Consider the following 17,794-nt stretch of genomic DNA (forward strand, 5'->3'; position numbering starts at 1 on the left):
AACCCGGCCTTCACTCCCGCCGCCTCAGTGGCGCGCTGCCACGCTCTGGCGCTGGTACGAGGCCAGCGTCAGCCGCATGGCGTCACGCACAGCCGCCACCGAGCGGTTGTCGTCATCCCCCTTGCGCGTCACCAGCGACAGGGTCAGCACCGGCGCCGAGCGGCCCAGCCGCACCAGCCGCACCGGGTAGTTTTGCACCAGCGTCGGGTCGGGCCCCTGCAGGATCGACACCCCCAGCCCGGCACTGACCATTGCCACGATCGCCGGCGCACTGTCGAACTCCAGCGTGCCGCGGATTTCGGACACGTGCGCATGCACGTACTGCGCCGCCATCGCCCCGGACACGGTATTGCGGTCGTAGCGGATCCAGTCGTACAGGCGGAACAGCGAGGCCACGTTGGTCTCGGTGGACGCGGGTGGTGCGATCAGCATCAGTTCGCGCCGCATCATCGGGGTCCAGCGCAGCCGCGCCGAACCGCCGGCTGCCGGCTGCGCCACGAGCGCCGCATCGATGTCGCCTGCCTTGACCGATGCCGTCAGCGTGCTGCTGCGCCCGCGCACCAGCCGCAGTTCCAGCCTGGGATGGCGCTCGCGCACATAGCGCACGATGCCGGGCAGCACGACCGGTTGCAGCGACTCGATCACCCCCAGCCGCACTACCCCCTCCACCGCCAGTCCACTTCCGGAGCGCAGCGCTTCCAGGTTCTGCAGTGCCTGGCGCATGGTGTCGGCCACCTCGCGCGCGAGCTGGTTGGGCCGCGCCTGCAGCCCGGAGCGGTCGAACAGCGGCTTGCCCAGGTACTGCTCAAGCTGCTTCATCTGCATGCTGACAGCGCTGGGGGTGACGTTGGCCTGACGCGCGGCGCCGGCGAAGGTGCCGGTCTGCAGCACGCCCTCAAGCGTATGGAAGGTCTCAATTTTCATCAAAAAATCTTATGAAGTAACTCAAATAAGTTCGCTTTTCTAATGATAGGGCACGCCGCTAGACTGGGCTCACGGGATCGAACACAGATCGAACCCAACCACTGCACGCTACGCAAAACACGGAGGAGCCCCCGACATGTCAGTCATCGCCGCATCGCAACGCCCCGTCGCCTGGACCGCCCAGCAAGCCCGCGAGGACCGCTCCTGGGTACTGCGCATGAACGAGGCCGAAGTCCAGGGCATGCGTGACGCGCTCGACCACGCCAGGACACTGAACAAGCCGCTGCTGGCAATGCAGCAGGCCGACTTTCCGCTCAATGACGCCGCCCGCGCCGTGCTCAGGCGCGCCATCGACATCACCCAGGGCGGCTGGGGCATGTGCCTGCTCAAGGGCTTTCCGGTCGACGAATGGACCGAGGAGGAATCGCGCCTGGCCTACTGGGGCATGAGCCTGTACATGGGCGTGGGCCGCACGCAGAACCGCGCCAGCCAGTTCATGAACGACGTGCGCAATGAAGGCGGCGAATACAAGGTCAAGGGCGGCCGCGGCTACAACACCAATGCCGGGCTGGATTTTCACCAGGACTCGTGCGACGTGGTCGGCCTGCTGTGCCGGCGCACCGCGCGCGCGGGCGGCACCAGCAAGGTGACCAGTTCGATAGCGCTGTATGAGGAAGTGCAGCGCCGCCGCCCCGACCTGATCCCGGTGCTCAAGGACACCTTCTTCCACAGCTACCAAGGCACGCAGGACCCCAGCCAGCCGCCGTACTACCGCTGCCCGGTCTTCGGCAGCCATCCCGAGTATTTCTCCGCGCGCACCAACCGCAAGAACACCGACGCCGCGCAGCGCGACTTTGCCGAGCTGCCGCGCCTGACGCCGGCGCAGGTCGAGGCGCTGGACCTGCTCGACGAGCTGATGCCGAGCGAGCTGCTGTGCTTCACCATGGAACTGGAGCAAGGCGACATGCAGCTGCTGAACAACTACGTCACGCTGCATTCGCGCACGCCGTTCGAGGACCATGAGGAGCCGGACCGCAAGCGCCACCTGTTCCGCCTGTGGCTGGCCGTGCCGGGTTCGCAGCCGCTGCCCGAAGACTGGAAGGAATATTACGGCGACGTGCGTGCCGGATCGGTGCGCGGCGGCGTGCGCGGCAGTGAGATCACGCAGGAATTCCTTGACTATGAGAAGCGCCAGGCGGCGGCGCTCGGCATGCTGTTCGAGACCTGGCGCCCACAGCTGCGCCAGGAAGACATGGTGCGCATCCTGGCCGGGCATGCGGCCAAGGCGGCCGCGGGAGCCACGGCATGAGCGGCGACAGCACGCACTCCCCTTCGCTGAAGGAACGCCTGCGCCGGCCCGAGCCGGTGCTGGCGCCCGGCGTCTACGATGCCCTCAGCGCGCTGCTGGCCGAGCAGGCCGGCTTCGAGGCGCTGTACCTGTCGGGCGGCGCGGTCGCCTACACGCTGCTGGGCCACTCCGACGTGGGCCTGACCACGGCCACCGAGACCGCCGACGTGCTGGCGCGCATCACCGACCGCGTGTCGCTGCCGGTGATCGTCGACGGCGACACCGGCTACGGCAACGCGCTCAACACGCAGCGCACGGTGCGCGCTTTCGAGCGCGCCGGCGCGGCGATGATCCAGCTCGAGGACCAGGGCTTTCCCAAGCGTTGCGGCCACCTCGCCGGCAAGTCGCTGGTCACGGTGCGCGAGATGTGCGGCAAGCTGCGTGCCGCTCTCGACGCGCGCCATAGCGCCGACACACTGATCCTGGCGCGCACCGACGCCGTCGCCGTGGAAGGCCTGGACGCCGCCATCGAGCGCGCCGAAGCCTATCTGGCCTGCGGCGTCGACGCGCTGTTTATCGAGGCAGTAGTGTCAGCCGCCGACATGGACCGCGTCTGCGGCCGCTTCGCCGCACGCGTGCCGCTGCTGGCCAATATGGTCGAGGGCGGCAAGACCCCGATCCAGAGCGCGGCCGAACTGGGCGGGCGCGGCTACCGCATCGTGATCTACCCGGGCGGCACCGTGCGCTTCGCCTCGCGCCAGCTGCAGCGCTACTTCGCCGGCCTCAGGGCCGACGGCTGCACACGCGCATTCATGGAGGAAATGAACGATTTCGACGCACTGAACCGGCTGATCGGCACGCCCCAGCTGCTCGACGCCGGCCGCCGCTATGCGGACGACGACTAACGGCACGCGCCGCCACGTTGCCCCGCACATGCTGTAAGGCATTCCGCCCACCAGAGGCAGGCCAGAAGCCCCCGCAACGATGCCCCCATCGTCCAGGTACATAAAGAGAGAAACGGAGACAACCCATGCAACGACGCGAATTCCTGGCGCTGCTGGCGGCCAGCACAATGCTGCCCGGCACCCTGCAGGCCGCCCCGGCCGTGACCAAGTTGCTGGTCGGCGCCACGCCCGGCGGCGGCACTGACCTGGTGGCGCGCGCGCTGGCCGCTGAACTGGAGCAACGCCTGAAGCACCCCTATATCGTCGAGAACCGCGGCGGCGCAGCCGGCAACATCGCGGCGAGCGCGGTGGCCAAGGCCGATCCGGACGGCGGCACGCTGCTGCTCAGCTACACCAGCCACGCCATCAATCCCGCGCTGTTCGACAAGAAGCCGTTCGACCCGATCAAGGACTTCACGCCGATTTCGCTGATCGCCACCTCGCCGCTGCTGCTGGTGTCACGCCCCGACCTGGGCGCGAACAACGTGCGCGAGCTGATCGCGCTGGCCAAGTCCAGGCCCGGCAAGCTCAGCATCGCCGTGGCCGGCCTCGGCAGCGCCAACCACCTGGCCGGCGAGATGTTCAAGCAAGAGGCGGGCATTGACCTGGTCAGCGTGCCTTACAAAGGCGCGTCCCCCGCGATCGCCGACGTGGTCGCCGGCCAGGCCGACTTGCTGCTGGGCAACGTCGCCACGGTGCAGCCGCTGTTGCGGGCCGGCAAGGTCAAGGGGCTGGGCGTCAGCAGCCTGAAGCGCCTGCCCGCGTTCCCGCAGATCGCGCCGATCGCCGACGTGGTGCCCAATTTCGACTACAGCTCGTGGTACGGCCTGCTCGGGCCGGCCGGCATGTCGGCGGACGTGGTTGCACAGCTGGAGAAAGCCGTGCGCGCCGCGGTCGCGTCGCCGGCAATGCGCAAGCGCCTGGCCGGCGAAGGGCTGATGCCGGTGGGCAATGATGCCGCGCAGTTCACGCAGTTCCTGCAGGGGGAAATCGCGCGTTGGGCGAAGGTGGTGGCGGTTACCGGGGCGCGGATGAGCTGAGCTTCCGGCGCAAAGAAAAAGGGCTGCACCGGATCACGGTGCAGCCCCCAAGGGAACGGGACGAGCAACGCCCGTTCAGACCTCCAGCTCCTCCAGCACGCGGCCCTTGGTCTCAATCCCAAGGAAATGTACCGTGACAGCCGCCAGCGCGGGCACCACGGACAGCGCGAAGAAGGCAATGCTGAGATCACCACTGCCGATGGTGCTGGCAATCAGCCCCGGCGCGAAGATCGCCGCCAGCTTGAGCCACGCCCCACCCAGCCCACACCCCATCGCCCGCACGCTGGTCGGATACAGTTCCGGCGTATAGACATAGGCGGTGATGAAGCCGCTGGCCAGGAACCCCATCGCCAGCGCGCACAGGGTCGCGACCACATACACGTTCGACGCGTGGAACACCCCCGCCAGCACCAGCGACAGCGCGCACAGCAGGAACGACACATTGATCACCGGCTTGCGCCCGACCTTGTCCACAATCATCGCGCACACCAGCGAACCGACCACGCCCAGCACCGAGGCGCCGGCGGCGAGGTTCAGCGCCAGCTGCAGCGGCGCGTGGTAGACGGTCTTGTAGACCGTGGGCAGCCACGTCGACAGCCCGTACTGGATAAAGCCGCAGGTTGCCCACAGCATCCACACCGCCAGCGTGCGGCCGATATAGGGCTTGCTGACCAGGTCGCGCACGCGGCGGCGCGGGTGCTGTGCCATGCGTTCGTAGGCGCTGGTGTCGCCCAGCGGCGGCAGCGGCGTCCTGGCGCGCGCCTCGAAGGCCCACAGCGCGGCATCGGCCTCGTCCAGCCGGCCCTTCTCGGCCAGCCAGCGCGGCGATTCCGGGATCACGCGGCGCAGGATGAAGAACAGCACCAGCGGCACGCCGCCGATGAAATACATCAGCTCCCAGCCGTAGTGCGGCACCAGCCAGGCGCCGATGCCGTTGGACACCATCAGCCCGATCGGGAACACCACCTCGTACAGCAGCACGAAGCGCCCGCGCCCATGGGCGCGCGTGACCTCGTTGATATAGGTGGCCGCCACCGGCAGTTCGCCGCCCAGGCCCAGGCCCTGCACGATGCGCAGCAGCGCGAAGATCTCGAACGACGGGGCAAAGCCGCAGGCCAGGCTCATCAGCCCGATGATGCCCGCGCTCCAGCCGATCGAGCGCAGCCGGCCGAAGCGCTCGGCCAGCCCCGGGAACAGCAGCGCCCCGACCAACTGGCCGACCGACGGCGCCGCGATCAGAAAGCCGATCTGGCCCGGCGTGAGCGACCACTGCGCGATCAGCAGCGGCAGCGTGGCGGCGATGGCGATCACGTCGAAGCCATCGAAGAAGGTGGCCAGGCCGATCAGCAACCGGGCGCGGATATGCATGGCGTTTCCCGGCATGCGCTCGATGCGGGCAACGATATTGCCGCGCGTGAGCGGGCCGCTGCGGGCCGCCGCTGCGCTCTGGCCGGCGCTGTCAGCCGTGGTCACGATACCTGCGGTGGCGGCCACCGGTGCGCCGGGGGACGCTGCGTCTTGTCTCTGGGTCAGCACGGGATGTCTCGGTTTGATTCTTGGGGCGGCCCGGCATGCGGGAGGTTTGCTCCCCTCTCCCGCATGCGGGAGAGGGGCCAGGGGTGAGGGGCGGCGGTTCTGGTGGCGTGGTGCCTTGCCAAACCACCCCTCACCCTGCCCTCTCCCCATGAGGGGAGAGGGGAACACCATCGGTGTCCAAAGGCTGTGCGGCAGGATTACAGGTCGAGCACCAGCTTGCTGCCCTTGCACCCCGACACGCACACCATCATGGTCTTGTTGCTGGCGCGCTCGCTGCTGCTGAGCACGCTGTCGCGATGGTCGGGGCAGCCTTCCAGCACCGCGGTCTCGCACGAGCCGCACACGCCTTCGCGGCAGCTGTAGTCCATCTGTACGCCGGCATCGAGCAGCGCGTCCAGCAGCGACTTGCCGGACGGCACCTTGACGGTGGTGCCGGTGCGCGACAGCGACACGGTGTACTCGCCTTCCTGCACCGCCTCGGTCGAGGGATCGGCGGCAAAGCGCTCGATGTGCACGTTCGGGTAGCTATGCGCTTCGCAGGCAGCCTCGAACGCCTTCAGCATCGGGCCGGGGCCGCAGCAGTAGAAGTGCGTCTGCGGGTCCTGGCCGGCCAGCATCGCGTTCAAGTCCGGCGGCACGCCGGCCTCGTCGTCGAAGTGAAAGCGCACTGCATCGCCATGGGCCGACAGCTGTTCGACGAATGCGGCCTCGGCACGCGAACGGGCGCAGTAGATCAGCGTGAACGACTTGCCCAGTTCGGCCAGCCGGCACGCCATGCAGACGATCGGCGTCACGCCGATGCCGCCGGCGACCAGCACGGTGTGCGCGGCGCTTTCGTCCAGGGCGAAGTTGTTGCGCGGCGCCCCCACGGTCAGCGTGGTGCCAACGCGCAGCTGCTCATGCACGTAGCGCGAACCGCCGCGGCTGCCGCGGTCCAGCAGCACGCCCACGGTATAGCGCTGGCGCGCTTCGGGCGCGCCGCACAGCGAGTAGCTGCGCACCAGGCCGTTGCCCAGGTGCAGGTCGATATGGGCGCCCGGGCTGTACTCGGGCAGGGTCTTCCCTTCGGGATCTTGCAGTTCGATGCTGACCACGCCGCGCGCTTCATAGCGCATGGCGTGGACGCGCAGGGTCAGGGACTGGTGGGCACTCATTGCTGCTTCCTTCGATTGCTGCTGACTTACCGCTTCTCGGTCAGGAACTTGCCTGCCGGTCCGCCCGCGTTCTTCTGGCGGCGGGTGTTGCCGTCGATGCCGCCTTCGATCGCCCATTCGGCGAACATGGTCGGCCCCGGCTCGAAAGCGCGCGGCTCCCAGTGTTCGTCCAGCTGGTCTTCGTCGGCGTAGTACTCGATCAGGCCGCCGGCCGGGTTCTTGAAGTACCAGAAGTAGGCCGACGAGATCGGGTGCCGGCCCGGGCCGAGCTGCGTGTCCCACCCCTTGCGCGAGACATGCATGCCGCCGCCGAAGACTTCATGGATGTCGCGCACGGTGAAGGCGACGTGGTTCAGGCCGCTTTTGGGTTCCGGCAGCTGCAGCAGGAACAGGTCGTGGTGGCCGCCTTCGGGCGTGCAGCGCAGGAAGGCGCCGCGGTCCGGATAGCGGTCCGACGGCACGAAGCCGAACTTCTCGACATAGAAGCGCTCCGTGGCCTTGACGTCCTTGACGAAGAACACCACGTGGCCCACTTCGATCGGGGTGGCGTGGTCGTAGATCGGGCTGCGCTGGTTCAGGCGCGGCTTGTCGTTCCACGTGTTCATCAGTGCGCATTCGACCTGCACGTCATGCTTGCGCGTGGCCTGGAAACGCACGGCCAGGCCGTTCGGGTCGGTGCAGCCGATGCGCATCGTATCGCCCTCGCCTTGCTTCACGAAGCCCGGTGCGTCGGCAATCGTCTTGGCGAGCTGGTCCAGCGAGGCCTGCGAGTCCACGCCCCACACCACTTCGCGCAGCGTCGGGCCGGCTTCGATCGCGGGCGGCAGCGTGGCGTCGTCGATGCGGCGCACCAGCACGCGGCAGCCGTTGAGCGTTTCGAAATCCAGGCCCTGCGCGTCGTCGCGCTTGATGGCCAGGCCCCAGTCGGTGAAAAAGCCACGGCAGGCGTCAAAGTCATCCGCGCCGTAGACGATCTCGTCGATCCCCAATACCTTGATCATTGCTTCTCTCCAGCCTGCCGGGTTCAGTGGTTGGCCCACGGCAGCGGTTGTTCGTTCAGGCCCCAGTACACGCTCTTCTGCTCCATGTACTGTAGGATGCCAAGCCGTCCCTTCTCGCGGCCCAGGCCACTGTCGCGCCAGCCGCCGAACGGCGTCGCGATCGAGAACTGCTTGTAGGTGTTGATCCACACGTTGCCCGCCTGCACGGCCCGTGCCACGCGCCAGGCGCGTTTGTAGTCACGCGTCCAGATGCCGGCGGCGAGCGCATAGACGCTGTCGTTGGCCTGCGCGATCAGGTCGTCCTCGTCGTCGAACGGGATCGCCACCAGCACCGGCCCGAAGATCTCTTCCTGGCAGATACGGGCGTTGTTATCCAGCCCTTCGATGATGGTCGGCGTGTAGAAATAGCCGTTGGGCAGGCCGGCCACGTCGGGGCGCAGGCCGCCGGTGCGCAGCTGGCCGCCCTCTTCCACGCCGGCGGCGACGTACGACTCGATGCTGTCGCGATGGCGGTCGGTGATCAGCGGGCCCATCTGGGTGCGCTCATCGGCGGGGTCGCCCACGCGCAGGTGCGCGGCGCCCGCGGCCAGGCGGTCGATAAAGGCTTCGTACTGCGAGCGTGCCACGAACAGGCGCGAGCCGGCGATGCACGACTCGCCCGACGAGCTGAAGATTCCGTACAGCACGCCGTTGACCGCATGGTCCAGGTCGGCATCGTCGAACACCATGGTCGGCGACTTGCCGCCCAGTTCCAGCGACACCGGCATCATCTTGTCGGCGGCGATATGGGCGATGTGCTTGCCGGTGGTGGTGCCGCCGGTGAACGACACGCGCCGCACCAGCGGATGCTTGGTGATGGCGTCGCCGATCACCGAGCCCTTGCCCGGCAGCACGCTGACCAGGCCCTTGGGCACGCCGGCCTCTTCGCAGATGCGCGCCAGTTCCAGCGCCATCAGCGGGGTGACTTCAGCGGGCTTGACCACCACGGCGTTGCCCGCGGCCAGCGCCGGCGCCATCTTCTGCGCCTCGCTGGCGATCGGCGAGTTCCACGGCGTGATCGCCGCGACCACGCCCATGGGCTCGTACACGCTCATGGTCAGGCAGTCGCCGCGCTGCGGCGTGATGGTTTCTTCCAGCGTCTCGCAGGCGGCGGCAAAGAACTGGAAGGTGCCGGCGGCACTGGCCACCAGGGCGCGCGTCTCGCTGATCGGCTTGCCGTTGTCCAGGCGCTGGCGCTGGGCCAGTTGCTCGCCCTGGGCGCGGATCAGTTCGGCCACGCGGTACAGGACCGCGGCGCGCTCATGCAGCTTGCGCTGGGCCCAGCCGCTGGTGAGGAAGGCCTGGTGGGCGCCCTGCACCGCTTCTTCCACGTCCGACAGGCTGGCGGCGTTGAGTTCGGCCACCACTTCGCCGGTAGCCGGGTAGCGCGTGCCATAGCGGTCGCCGGTCCCCAGGCGCCATTCGCCCGCGATGCAGATGGGGAGTACTTCTTGCGTCTTCATTGTCGTTGCCTGCTAAGTCTGTAGGGCGTGGCTGCCGGGACTAGATCGATACCGCGTGCGCGCGGTTGCCCAGTGCGCGCACCACGCTGAACACCGTCAGCGCGGAAGTCTTGGGGTTGGCCGCGAGCGGCTTGCCGCGCATGGTCAGCTCGAAGCCGCCGAAAGCGCCTCGCGCCTCCACGTGATGCACGTTCTCCACCGCATGCGGGTCGGCCAGCAGCTTCACCGACGTGCGGTCCAGCCCCAGGCCTGCCAGCGACACAGTGGCGGCCACGTTGGCGTTCTTGGGATACAGGCGCGCCGCGTCGCGTGCCGTGCCTTCGAAGATCACGGTCGCCTCGGTCAGCGCATTCAGGTCGAAGAGCTGCTCGGCCGGCGTGCCGGCCCAGGCGCGAGCCGGCTTGCGGCCGGTGTAGATCACTTCATCCAGCCCGCCGACACGCGCCGCGGCCAGCGCATCGATCGCGCCGATCGCACCCGACAACAGCTGCACCTGCGTGCCGCCGCGGCGCGCCGCCGCTTCCAGCCGCTCGGCCATGCCGGGCTCGGACAGCGCGCCCACCGACACCACCATGCACGGGATGCCGCGCTCCAGCGCCGGCACGATGTGCTCTTCCAGCGCATGGTGGCCGGCACACTCGACCAGCAGGTCGGGACGCTGGTCGTCCAGGTGCGTCGCCACGCGGGCGCCCGGCGCCAGCGCGCAGACCGCGTCGCGTGCCTCGTCCATCGTGTGCTCCGGCACGATCACCATGTCGAACACCACGTCAGGATCGCTCTTGAGCAATTCCATCACGCCGCGGCCGATCGCGCCGCAGCCAACCATGGACACATGCAGCATCTCTGGTCTCCCTCAGGCGGTGACAGTGGTTTGTTCGCGCGCCGGCTCTTCGTTGTCCTTGTTCACCGGGGGGCCGGCAAAGATGGTCTTGAAGGAACCGATCGACAGCATGTCGATTTCAAGCAGGAACGGGCCGGACTCGGCCGTGGCCGCTTCCAGCGCGGCGTCGACCTCGGCCAGGTTGCTCACGCGGGCATGGCGCAGCGACAGCGACTTTGCCAGCGTGGCGTAGTCCGGCGTATGCAGGTCCACGTAGTGGCGGCGGCCGCCGTACTGCGCGTCCTGGATGTTCTTGATCACGCCGTAGCCCTTGTCGTTCATCAGCACGATCACCATGTCGGCGCGTTCCTGCACCGCGGTGGCCAGTTCGCCCAGGTTCAGGATGAAGCCGCCGTCGCCGGCCAGCGTGAACGTCTTCTTGCCCGAAGCGGTCGCCGCAGCACCGATCGCGGCGCCGATGCCCATCGCCAGGCCCTGGCCGATGCCGCCGCCCAGCGCATGCACGCCGGCACGCGAATCGAAGATGCGCAGATGGCGGTTGCCCCAGGTGCTGTTCGACACGGTCACGTCGCGCACCCAGTTGAAGCTGCGGCCGACCGCGCCCTGCAGCGCCTGCACCAGCGCCGAGTACGGGCCCAGGCCGTCGACCAGGCTGTTGACGGCGGTGTCGTGCGCGCGGCGCAGGTCGGCGGCGAAGGCCGGATCGATCTGCATGCGCTTTTCGAGCCGATCCGCCAGGGCGTCCAGCGCCAGCGCGGCGTCGCCGCTGACAAAGTAGTCGCTCAGGTAGCAGCGGCCTTCGGCGGCTGGGTCGGCGTCGATGCGCAGCAGCGGGCGCGGCAGCTTCAGTTCGTACTTCAGGGTTTCATTGCCGCGCAGGCGCGAACCCACCACCAGCATCGCATCGCAGGTCTGGTAGAAGTTTTCGACCGGCTTGTGCAGGTTGAAGGCACCCAGCGAGTGGGGATCGTCTTCCGGCACAATGCCGCGGCCCTGCGTGCTGGTGACCACGCCGAAGCCCAGGTCCAGCAGGCGCTGCACCTGCTTGCTGGCGTGGCGCGCACCGCCGCCCAGCCACAGCAGCGGGCGCTTGGCCTTGACCAGGCGCTCGGCCAGCGCGTCCAGCGCGTGCGCCGACGGCACGTGCTGCGGCACCGGCAGCGGCTGCAGGTCGGCCGGCATGTCGATCAGCGCGGCCTGGATGTCGATGGGGATCTCCACGCTGACCGGGCCGGTCGGCGCCGTCAGCGCGGTCTGCACGGCCAGCTTGATGGTGCTGATGGCGGTGTCGGCACTGCGGATGCGGAAGGCGGCCTTGGACACAGCCTTGAGCATGGTGAGCTGGTCCGGGGCTTCGTGGATGTAGGCGAGGCTCTGGTCCAGGTACGGCGTTTCGATCTGGCCGGTGATGTGCAGCATCGGCGTGCCGGCGGTCAGCGCTTCGACCATGGCGCCGGCGGCGTTGCCCGCGGCGGTGCCGGTGCTGGTCAGGCATACGCCCAGGCCGCCGGTGGTGCGGGCATAGGCGTCGGCCATATTGGTGCCGCCCGCTTCGCCGCGCGCCGGCACGAAGCGGATCTTGCCGCGCTCGCCCATGGCATCGAGGATCGGCATATTGTGGATCGAGATCACGCCGAAGGCGGCCTTGACGCCGCACTGCTCGAGAAACGCCGTGATGGCGCAGCCGACGGTGACCTGCTGTTGTTCGTACTGGTGTTGATTAGGCATGACGGGAGTGTCCTCCGGAGATATCGAAATGGCTGCCCGTGGTGTACGAAGACAACGGCGAGGCAAGGAACAGGATGGCGCGGGCTGCCTCGACCGGCAGGCCCAGGCGGCCAAGGGGAATATGTTTCTGCTGGGCCAGGCGCGCGGTCCATGCGGCCCAGTCCAGGTGGCGGTCTGCTTCGGGGCGCGCCTCGAAGCGGCGGCGCCACTGGCCCGATTCGACCAGCCCGATCAGGATGCCGTTGACCCGGACGCCCTTGGGCGCAAACTCGGTGGCCATCGAGCGCACCAGGTTGAGCACGCCGGCACGCGCGGCGGAGGTCGCCACCATGTGCGGCTCCGGCTGCTGCGCCAGCAGCGAGTTGACGCAGACGATGGCGCCCTGGCCTGACTTCTCCAGTTGCGGCAGGAAGGCGCGCGTCGGGTGGATCACGGAGAAGAACTTGAGCTGCAGCTCTTCCATCCAGGCAGCGTCTTCGGTGTTGGCGAAGGTCGACACCCGACCCTGGCCGGCATTGTTGACCAGCATGTCGACGTTGCCCAGCGTGGCCTGCACGGCAGCGGCAAAGGCGGCGACCTGTTCAGGCTTGAGCACGTCGCAGGTGGCGGCATAGAGCCGGCATCCGGGGAATTTCTCGCGCAACTGCGCCTCGGCGCTGCGCAGGCGGCTCTCGTCGCGGCCGCACATGGCCACGGCGGCACCCGCTTCGAGCAGCAGCTCGACGGTCGCCAGCCCGATGCCGGAGGACCCGCCGGTAACGACGGCAACCTTGCCGCCGAGTTCAATCATGGACATTGTCCTCACTCCCGATACAGATTCACCACCTTGGCGCCGCTGCTGTGCAGCGACGGGCGGTAGTCGAGCAGGCGCGACAGCTCGCCCGCGGTATCCCTGACCTTCTCCACCATCGCATCCAGCTGCGCCGGATCGATATGCGCGGCGGGGATGGTTGCGCCCAGCGCCGCCACCACCTTGCCGGTGCGGTCGCGCACCGGCGCGGCAATGGTCGAAATGCTGGCTTCGAAGAAGCCTTCCTGCAACACGTAGCCTCGCTCGCGGTCGCGCTGGACGATCTCGTGCAGCTCGTCGACCGTGCGCGGCGTGCTCTCGGAGAACACCGCAAGGTGCGTTTCCGGGTACAGCGTGCGCAGCTCCGCCAGCGACAGGTCTTCCAGCAGCACGCGCCCCAGCACCGTGGCATGCGCGGGCAGGCGCGTGCCGACGTTGACCGAGCTGGCAAACGGCCGCGGCGACACCGCCTTGGCCACGTAGACGATCGAACGCCCGTCGCGCACCACCAGGTTGCTGGGGTAGCCGATCTCGTCGCGCAGCCGCTCCAGCAGCGGGCGGCCCAGCTCGGTCAGCTCCAGCGACGCCAGGTATTCAAACCCCAGGCGCAGCACGGCCATGCCCAGCCGGAAATCCCGGCCGCCATCGGCGCGTTCCACAAAGCCCAGCATTTCCAGCGTGGCCAGCAGGCGGAACACGGTCGAGCGCGGCACCTTCAGACGGCGCGCCAGTTCCGCTGCCGACATGGTGCGGTCCTTGCTGCTGAACTCGCTCAGCAGGCGCAGGCCGCGCTCCAGGCCCGGAACGATGTACTTGTCCGGGGTCTCGTTGGCGGCGGGCGTGGCCGGAATGGGGTTGCTGCTCATGGCTTCGGTGGATGCGTGCTGACGGACGTTCGCCGGCATCAGCGCTTGATCTTCGTCAGCGGATGCTCGGGCGGGTAGGTCGGCGTGATCGGCTTCTTGGCACCCAGCATCACGCACATCAGCGCGTCTTCCTCGCCGATGTTGATTTCCTCCCGGTAGACGCCAGGGGGCACCGAGACTAGGTCACGGTCGGTCAGGATGGTCTCGAAGCGCTCGCCGTCCTTTTCCAGGATCAGCTTGACCTTGCCGCGCAGGATAAAGAACACCTCTTCCACATCGGTGTGGATATGCGACGGGCCTTCATGGCCGGCCGGGATGATCATCGTGGAGAAGGTGAAATGCTCGCTCGGCACGGTGTTGGTGTCGGCGGCCACGCCGGTGCCGCCGGTGCCCAGGTAGCGCATCTGCGCGCGGCGGTACTTGGGGTCGTAGTCGGCCTGGAACTTCAGCGCGTCCCAGTCGTACTTGCGCGTGGAGAAGCGCGCCACGCGGCTTTCCATCCACTGGTCGAACGAGGCGTCCTCCGGCTGGTCCCAGGAACGCTTGATGTTTTGTGGTTGAGAAAGATCGCTCATTTGGATTCCTTCTGTTTTCAGTGGATCGGTTGGTTCAATGCATGACAAAGCCGCCGTTGACCGCCAGCGTCTGGCCGGTCACGAAACGGGCGAGGTCGGACAGTGCAAACAGCACCGCGCCGCAAACATCGTCGGGCAGTTGCTCGCGCGTGATCGCGCGCTGCTCGCGGTACAGGTCGTGCCGGTGCTGCGGCACGTATTCGGTGGCTTCCACCAGCGTCAGGCCCGGGGCCACGGCGTTCACCGTGATCTGGTCCTTGCCCAGTTCACGCGCCAGCGACCGGGTCATGCCGATGATGGCGCTCTTGCTCGCCACGTAGGCCAGCAGGTTGGGCGCGCCCCACAGCGGCGTGTCCGAAGCCAGGTTGACGATGGCGCCGCGGCCGCTGGCGCGCAGCGCCGGCAGGCAGGCGGTGGTCATCAGCCAGGTGCCGCGCACGTTGACGTTCATCACGCGGTCCCAGGTGGCGATGTCGATGGTGGCGGCGTCACGGCCGCCGGAATCCGTTACCGCGGCGTTGTTGACCAGGCCGTCGAGCCCGCCCAGCGCCTTGACCGCGGCCTCGGCGCAAGCCTGCACCGAGGCCGGATCGGACAGGTCCAGCGTGACCGGCACCACCTTCAGGCCGCGGGCGCGCAGGGCGTCGGCTTCCTGCTGCAGGCGCTCGGCCAGGATGTCGGCCATGGCCACGGTGGCGCCGGCTTCGGCCAGCGCCTTGACGAAGGCCAGGCCCAGTCCGCGCGCGGCGCCTGTGACCAGCACCTTGCGCCCGGCCAGCAAGGTGTTGTTGGTGTTTGCCTCAGGCATGGCTGGCGGCTCCGGCGGGTTGCAGCATGGCGACGGGCTCGTCGGCCACTTCCTGCTCGGCGCGGCGCTTGAGCAGGCGGCGCACGCGGGTGATGCCGGCGTCGTGCTGGTACAGCATCTCGTGGTCGCGCGCGTTCGGGGCCATCATTTCCAGCACCACGCGGTCCTGCTCCAGCACGTCCCAGTGCAGCTGCTCCAGGCGGTTGCGATACAGGAAGCGCCACACGTCGCGCTCCCAGGCCTGCACGTGGCGGGTACGCCAGAAGAACACCATGCAGTGGTCTTCATCCACCGGCGTGGCCATGCCGACGATGCCGAACGGGCCGCCCGGGCCGACACTGGCGCGGTACGGAATCGCCAGGCGCAGCCACAGCGTGCCGGTCTCGCCAAATTCCACCCAGTCGAAATTGACGCCGCGCTGGCCGGTCTTCTCGAACACCAGGCCATGCTCGGTCTCGCGCACCTGCATCACGGCGGACTTCTCGCCGCTGGCCATCGAGTGCGACACCGCATGCAGGTAGGCACCGTGCATCGGGTCCATCACGTTGTCGATGGCGTAGCGGTAGTTGCAGTCCCAGTGCGCCACGCACAGGAAGTTGCTGTGTTCTTCGCTGACCAGTTCTTCCGGCAGGCGCAGTTCGTCGGGGCTGCCCTCGCCTTGCGGGGCCTGGTCGCCGAACCACAGGAAGATGGCGCCGGCCTTTTCCTGCACCGGGTAGCTGCGCACGCAGGTGCGGCCTTCCAGCGGGCAGCTTTCCACCGCCGGCACGCTCTTGACCTGACCGTCGCCGCCGACCTCGACGCCGTGGTACCAGCAGGCAACGCGGTCGCCCAGGTTCCAGCCCATCGACAGGCGCGCGCCTCGGTGCGGGCAGCGGTCTTCCAGGGCGTGGACCTGGCCTTCGCCGTCGCGCCACAGCACGATGTTCTGGCTCAGGCGGGTGATGCCGATCGGGGCATGGGACACCGCCCACGAGGCGGCGACCGGGTACCAGTAGTTGCGCAGGCCGGTGTTCAGGCGGGCTTCGGTGCGGGCTTGCTTGTTCGATTCCATGGTTTTCTCGCTTCGAGGCTGGACTTGGACTGGGGCGGGCTCAGGCACCCAGCCGGCGCATTTCGGACAGGAAGCGCTCTTCGGTCCAGGGCTGGCCGTCCACGCCCAGGAAACCGGCGTCGTTGAAGGCGCGCACGATGTCCTGCGGGTTCTGCGCGCCGCCTTCGAACGCGGCTTCGAGGGCATCGCCCAGCGCGTTCTCATAGGCGGTCGGTGCGGCGGCGCGGGTCTGCCAGACGATGTTGGCGACCTTGCCGGGTTGCTCGATATGGCCCTTGCCTGCCACGTTGTTCGGCGCCGGACGCTCCCAGGGCACCAGGTTCGGGTTGTACGTGAGGCTTTCCATTGCGCTTTGCTCCATGTCTTGCAGCGGGGGGACCGTGTTCCGCGTGCCGCGTCGACCGGTCTTGCGATCGCCTGGCTACGTTTTACTAATGAAACACTGGTTTAGATATTGAACACAGGTACGACTATAGACAACGCGGCCACAAAAATTGACTGGGGTTAACCCGCGATCGGCACTACGAAATCTGGAAGGGGTGGCGCAAGGTGCGCGCCACCACGTGGGATGCGGCGGCAGGCGCCGCCGCGGTGGCTTCAGGTGATGTCGTCCAGCACCGAGCGGATCAGCCGCGCGGTGGCGGCGGCCTGGTCGATATAGCAGGCGTGGCCGGCATCGGGGATCAGCGAGAACGGCAGACCGAAGCGTTCGGCCAGCGTGCCGCAGGCGGGCGGCGTGGTGACCACGTCATGGCTGCCGCAGGCAATCTGCGTGGGCAAGGCATCGGGGCGCTGCGCCAGGTAGGCGTGGATGTCGTCGCCGCACAGCATCGCCACCGCCTGCCGGTAGCCGTCCGGGTTCAGCCGTTGCATGTTCCAGCGCACCCATGCCTGTGCGCCGGGGTCGGCCTCTTCGCTCAGCAGCCGGGCCGGCCCGCGTTGCGCCAGGCCATCGACGCCCAGGGATTCCAGCGCCTCCAGCCGCTGGCGCGCAACCTCCCTTGCCTGGGCTTCCCTTCCCGCGCCGCCGTAGCCTTGCGCCACGCTGAGCAACAGCAGGCGCGCGGGCAGCTGGCGCGCGTTGGCGACATAGGCCGCCGCCATCAGCGCGCCCAGCGAATGCCCGACGATCAGCGCCGGCTGCACGCCCAGGGCCTGCAGCAGTCCGTCCAGCCGCTGCGCGTAGTCAGATGCCAATGGCCGCGCCTGCGCCAGCGGCGACGAATCGCCATAGCCCGGCGCATCCCAGGCGATCACCCGCGCGTGCGCGGCCAGCAGGCTCGCGCACGGCAGCCACGACGCCGCGCCGGAACTGATGCCGTGCAGCAGCACGACCGCCGGGCCAGTGCCCCCGCCGCAGCGGTAGGCCACGCGCTCGCCGCCCGCGCCCACCTGCACCACGCGCTGGGCAAACCCGCTGTCGAGGGCTTCCAGCAACTGCCGGTCTGGCTCAGTTGGCTTGCGAGGCTGATTTTGTTCCATATATAAAACTTAGGTTTGAGAATAAACTTTTGAAGCATAGGCGTGTCGGGGTCCAACCGGGATGAGGGTTAACGATAGGGAGAGCGAAAACCTGTGCGCAGAGCCGGCGTTAGCCGTCGTGGCGCCGCCTCACTAGGGATAACCCTCCTCACATCTTGTGGAAACTCACGGCTATATTTTGCCTAACGTTTCTTATGTTGTTTGATGTTTCATATATAAAACACAAAAGAGACCGAAACAGCATTCGCGGCCGCCATCCGT

Annotated in this window: 17 protein-coding genes; 3 read left to right on the top strand and 14 right to left on the bottom strand. The window is 67.9% G+C overall.

What is annotated here, in order from left to right; all coding sequences use genetic code 11:
* Window positions 1-24: 24 nt before the first annotated feature.
* The gene (locus AC1Q7H_RS31695; protein WP_013952376.1) at window positions 25-924 is read right to left on the bottom strand and encodes a LysR family transcriptional regulator; all 900 of its coding nucleotides are present in this window, start codon (window positions 922-924) and stop codon (window positions 25-27) included.
* A 136-nt stretch (window positions 925-1,060) separates the two neighbouring features.
* Between AC1Q7H_RS31695 and AC1Q7H_RS31700 the strand changes: the two genes are divergently transcribed.
* From AC1Q7H_RS31700 to AC1Q7H_RS31710, 3 genes are all read left to right on the top strand, one after another.
* Window positions 1,061-2,233 carry a TauD/TfdA family dioxygenase gene (locus AC1Q7H_RS31700; RefSeq protein WP_013952375.1) on the top strand — a complete coding sequence of 391 codons (1,173 nt, stop codon included), beginning with the start codon at window positions 1,061-1,063 and terminating at the stop codon, window positions 2,231-2,233.
* On the top strand, window positions 2,230-3,117 hold the full coding sequence (locus AC1Q7H_RS31705; RefSeq protein ID WP_492379554.1) for an isocitrate lyase/PEP mutase family protein: 888 nt from the start codon (window positions 2,230-2,232) through the stop codon (window positions 3,115-3,117). Before AC1Q7H_RS31700 ends, AC1Q7H_RS31705 begins: the two co-directional genes overlap by 4 nt.
* A gap of 125 nt (window positions 3,118-3,242) precedes the next feature.
* Window positions 3,243-4,196 (top strand): tripartite tricarboxylate transporter substrate binding protein, encoded by a 954-nt coding sequence (locus AC1Q7H_RS31710; RefSeq protein WP_153955489.1) that lies wholly within the window; start codon window positions 3,243-3,245, stop codon window positions 4,194-4,196.
* Window positions 4,197-4,271: 75 nt separating this feature from the next.
* Here AC1Q7H_RS31710 and AC1Q7H_RS31715 read toward each other — a convergent pair whose 3' ends face one another.
* From AC1Q7H_RS31715 to AC1Q7H_RS31775, 13 genes are all read right to left on the bottom strand, one after another.
* Window positions 4,272-5,690, bottom strand: a complete 1,419-nt coding sequence (locus AC1Q7H_RS31715) for an MFS transporter (RefSeq protein ID WP_080569583.1) — start codon at window positions 5,688-5,690, stop codon at window positions 4,272-4,274.
* A 239-nt stretch (window positions 5,691-5,929) separates the two neighbouring features.
* Window positions 5,930-6,886, bottom strand: coding sequence for a PDR/VanB family oxidoreductase (locus AC1Q7H_RS31720; protein WP_492379553.1), 957 nt, complete (start codon window positions 6,884-6,886; stop codon window positions 5,930-5,932).
* Window positions 6,887-6,912: 26 nt separating this feature from the next.
* A complete protein-coding gene (locus AC1Q7H_RS31725) occupies window positions 6,913-7,887 on the bottom strand; it encodes a VOC family protein (protein ID WP_211979722.1) in 975 nt (324 codons plus the stop codon).
* Window positions 7,888-7,910: 23 nt separating this feature from the next.
* A complete protein-coding gene (locus tag AC1Q7H_RS31730; protein WP_211979721.1) occupies window positions 7,911-9,389 on the bottom strand; it encodes an aldehyde dehydrogenase in 1,479 nt (492 codons plus the stop codon).
* 40 nt (window positions 9,390-9,429) lie between these two features.
* Window positions 9,430-10,230 carry an aspartate dehydrogenase gene (locus AC1Q7H_RS31735; protein WP_211979720.1) on the bottom strand — a complete coding sequence of 267 codons (801 nt, stop codon included), beginning with the start codon at window positions 10,228-10,230 and terminating at the stop codon, window positions 9,430-9,432.
* A gap of 12 nt (window positions 10,231-10,242) precedes the next feature.
* Window positions 10,243-11,958 (bottom strand): thiamine pyrophosphate-binding protein, encoded by a 1,716-nt coding sequence (locus AC1Q7H_RS31740; RefSeq protein ID WP_211979719.1) that lies wholly within the window; start codon window positions 11,956-11,958, stop codon window positions 10,243-10,245.
* Window positions 11,951-12,754 carry an SDR family oxidoreductase gene (locus AC1Q7H_RS31745; protein WP_013952366.1) on the bottom strand — a complete coding sequence of 268 codons (804 nt, stop codon included), beginning with the start codon at window positions 12,752-12,754 and terminating at the stop codon, window positions 11,951-11,953. Before AC1Q7H_RS31745 ends, AC1Q7H_RS31740 begins: the two co-directional genes overlap by 8 nt.
* Before the next feature lie 5 nt (window positions 12,755-12,759).
* Complete coding sequence (locus tag AC1Q7H_RS31750; RefSeq protein ID WP_041228809.1) at window positions 12,760-13,614, bottom strand: IclR family transcriptional regulator; 855 nt, start codon at window positions 13,612-13,614, stop codon at window positions 12,760-12,762.
* A gap of 38 nt (window positions 13,615-13,652) precedes the next feature.
* A complete protein-coding gene (locus AC1Q7H_RS31755; RefSeq protein ID WP_013952364.1) occupies window positions 13,653-14,189 on the bottom strand; it encodes a cupin domain-containing protein in 537 nt (178 codons plus the stop codon).
* Window positions 14,190-14,223: 34 nt separating this feature from the next.
* On the bottom strand, window positions 14,224-14,997 hold the full coding sequence (locus AC1Q7H_RS31760; RefSeq protein WP_013952363.1) for an SDR family oxidoreductase: 774 nt from the start codon (window positions 14,995-14,997) through the stop codon (window positions 14,224-14,226).
* On the bottom strand, window positions 14,990-16,051 hold the full coding sequence (locus AC1Q7H_RS31765) for an aromatic ring-hydroxylating dioxygenase subunit alpha (RefSeq protein ID WP_013952362.1): 1,062 nt from the start codon (window positions 16,049-16,051) through the stop codon (window positions 14,990-14,992). The genes AC1Q7H_RS31760 and AC1Q7H_RS31765 overlap by 8 nt, the downstream gene beginning before the upstream one ends.
* Window positions 16,052-16,091: 40 nt before the next feature.
* Window positions 16,092-16,397: a recombinase-like helix-turn-helix domain-containing protein gene (locus AC1Q7H_RS31770; protein ID WP_371827369.1), complete on the bottom strand. Its 306-nt coding sequence runs from the start codon at window positions 16,395-16,397 to the stop codon at window positions 16,092-16,094.
* A 251-nt stretch (window positions 16,398-16,648) separates the two neighbouring features.
* Entirely contained in the window at window positions 16,649-17,533 is an 885-nt protein-coding gene (locus AC1Q7H_RS31775) for an alpha/beta fold hydrolase (RefSeq protein ID WP_013952360.1), read from the bottom strand.
* Window positions 17,534-17,794 lie beyond the last annotated feature (261 nt).

The sequence above is a fragment of the Cupriavidus sp. GW823-FHT06D04 genome (assembly GCF_058795055.1).

Bases quoted from the DNA above. Each gene is read 5' to 3' on its own strand.
- AC1Q7H_RS31725 (WP_211979722.1), bottom strand. From the start codon at position 7,887: ATGATCAAGGTATTGGGGATCGACGAGATCGTCTACGGCGCGGATGAC.
- AC1Q7H_RS31770 (WP_371827369.1), bottom strand. From the start codon at position 16,397: ATGGAAAGCCTCACGTACAACCCGAACCTGGTGCCCTGGGAGCGTCCG.
- AC1Q7H_RS31720 (WP_492379553.1), bottom strand. From the start codon at position 6,886: ATGAGTGCCCACCAGTCCCTGACCCTGCGCGTCCACGCCATGCGCTAT.
- AC1Q7H_RS31730 (WP_211979721.1), bottom strand. From the start codon at position 9,389: ATGAAGACGCAAGAAGTACTCCCCATCTGCATCGCGGGCGAATGGCGC.
- AC1Q7H_RS31750 (WP_041228809.1), bottom strand. From the start codon at position 13,614: ATGAGCAGCAACCCCATTCCGGCCACGCCCGCCGCCAACGAGACCCCG.
- AC1Q7H_RS31695 (WP_013952376.1), bottom strand. From the start codon at position 924: ATGAAAATTGAGACCTTCCATACGCTTGAGGGCGTGCTGCAGACCGGC.
- AC1Q7H_RS31740 (WP_211979719.1), bottom strand. From the start codon at position 11,958: ATGCCTAATCAACACCAGTACGAACAACAGCAGGTCACCGTCGGCTGC.
- AC1Q7H_RS31775 (WP_013952360.1), bottom strand. From the start codon at position 17,533: ATGGAACAAAATCAGCCTCGCAAGCCAACTGAGCCAGACCGGCAGTTG.
- AC1Q7H_RS31760 (WP_013952363.1), bottom strand. From the start codon at position 14,997: ATGCCTGAGGCAAACACCAACAACACCTTGCTGGCCGGGCGCAAGGTG.
- AC1Q7H_RS31700 (WP_013952375.1), top strand. From the start codon at position 1,061: ATGTCAGTCATCGCCGCATCGCAACGCCCCGTCGCCTGGACCGCCCAG.
- AC1Q7H_RS31745 (WP_013952366.1), bottom strand. From the start codon at position 12,754: ATGTCCATGATTGAACTCGGCGGCAAGGTTGCCGTCGTTACCGGCGGG.
- AC1Q7H_RS31705 (WP_492379554.1), top strand. From the start codon at position 2,230: ATGAGCGGCGACAGCACGCACTCCCCTTCGCTGAAGGAACGCCTGCGC.
- AC1Q7H_RS31765 (WP_013952362.1), bottom strand. From the start codon at position 16,051: ATGGAATCGAACAAGCAAGCCCGCACCGAAGCCCGCCTGAACACCGGC.
- AC1Q7H_RS31735 (WP_211979720.1), bottom strand. From the start codon at position 10,230: ATGCTGCATGTGTCCATGGTTGGCTGCGGCGCGATCGGCCGCGGCGTG.
- AC1Q7H_RS31710 (WP_153955489.1), top strand. From the start codon at position 3,243: ATGCAACGACGCGAATTCCTGGCGCTGCTGGCGGCCAGCACAATGCTG.
- AC1Q7H_RS31755 (WP_013952364.1), bottom strand. From the start codon at position 14,189: ATGAGCGATCTTTCTCAACCACAAAACATCAAGCGTTCCTGGGACCAG.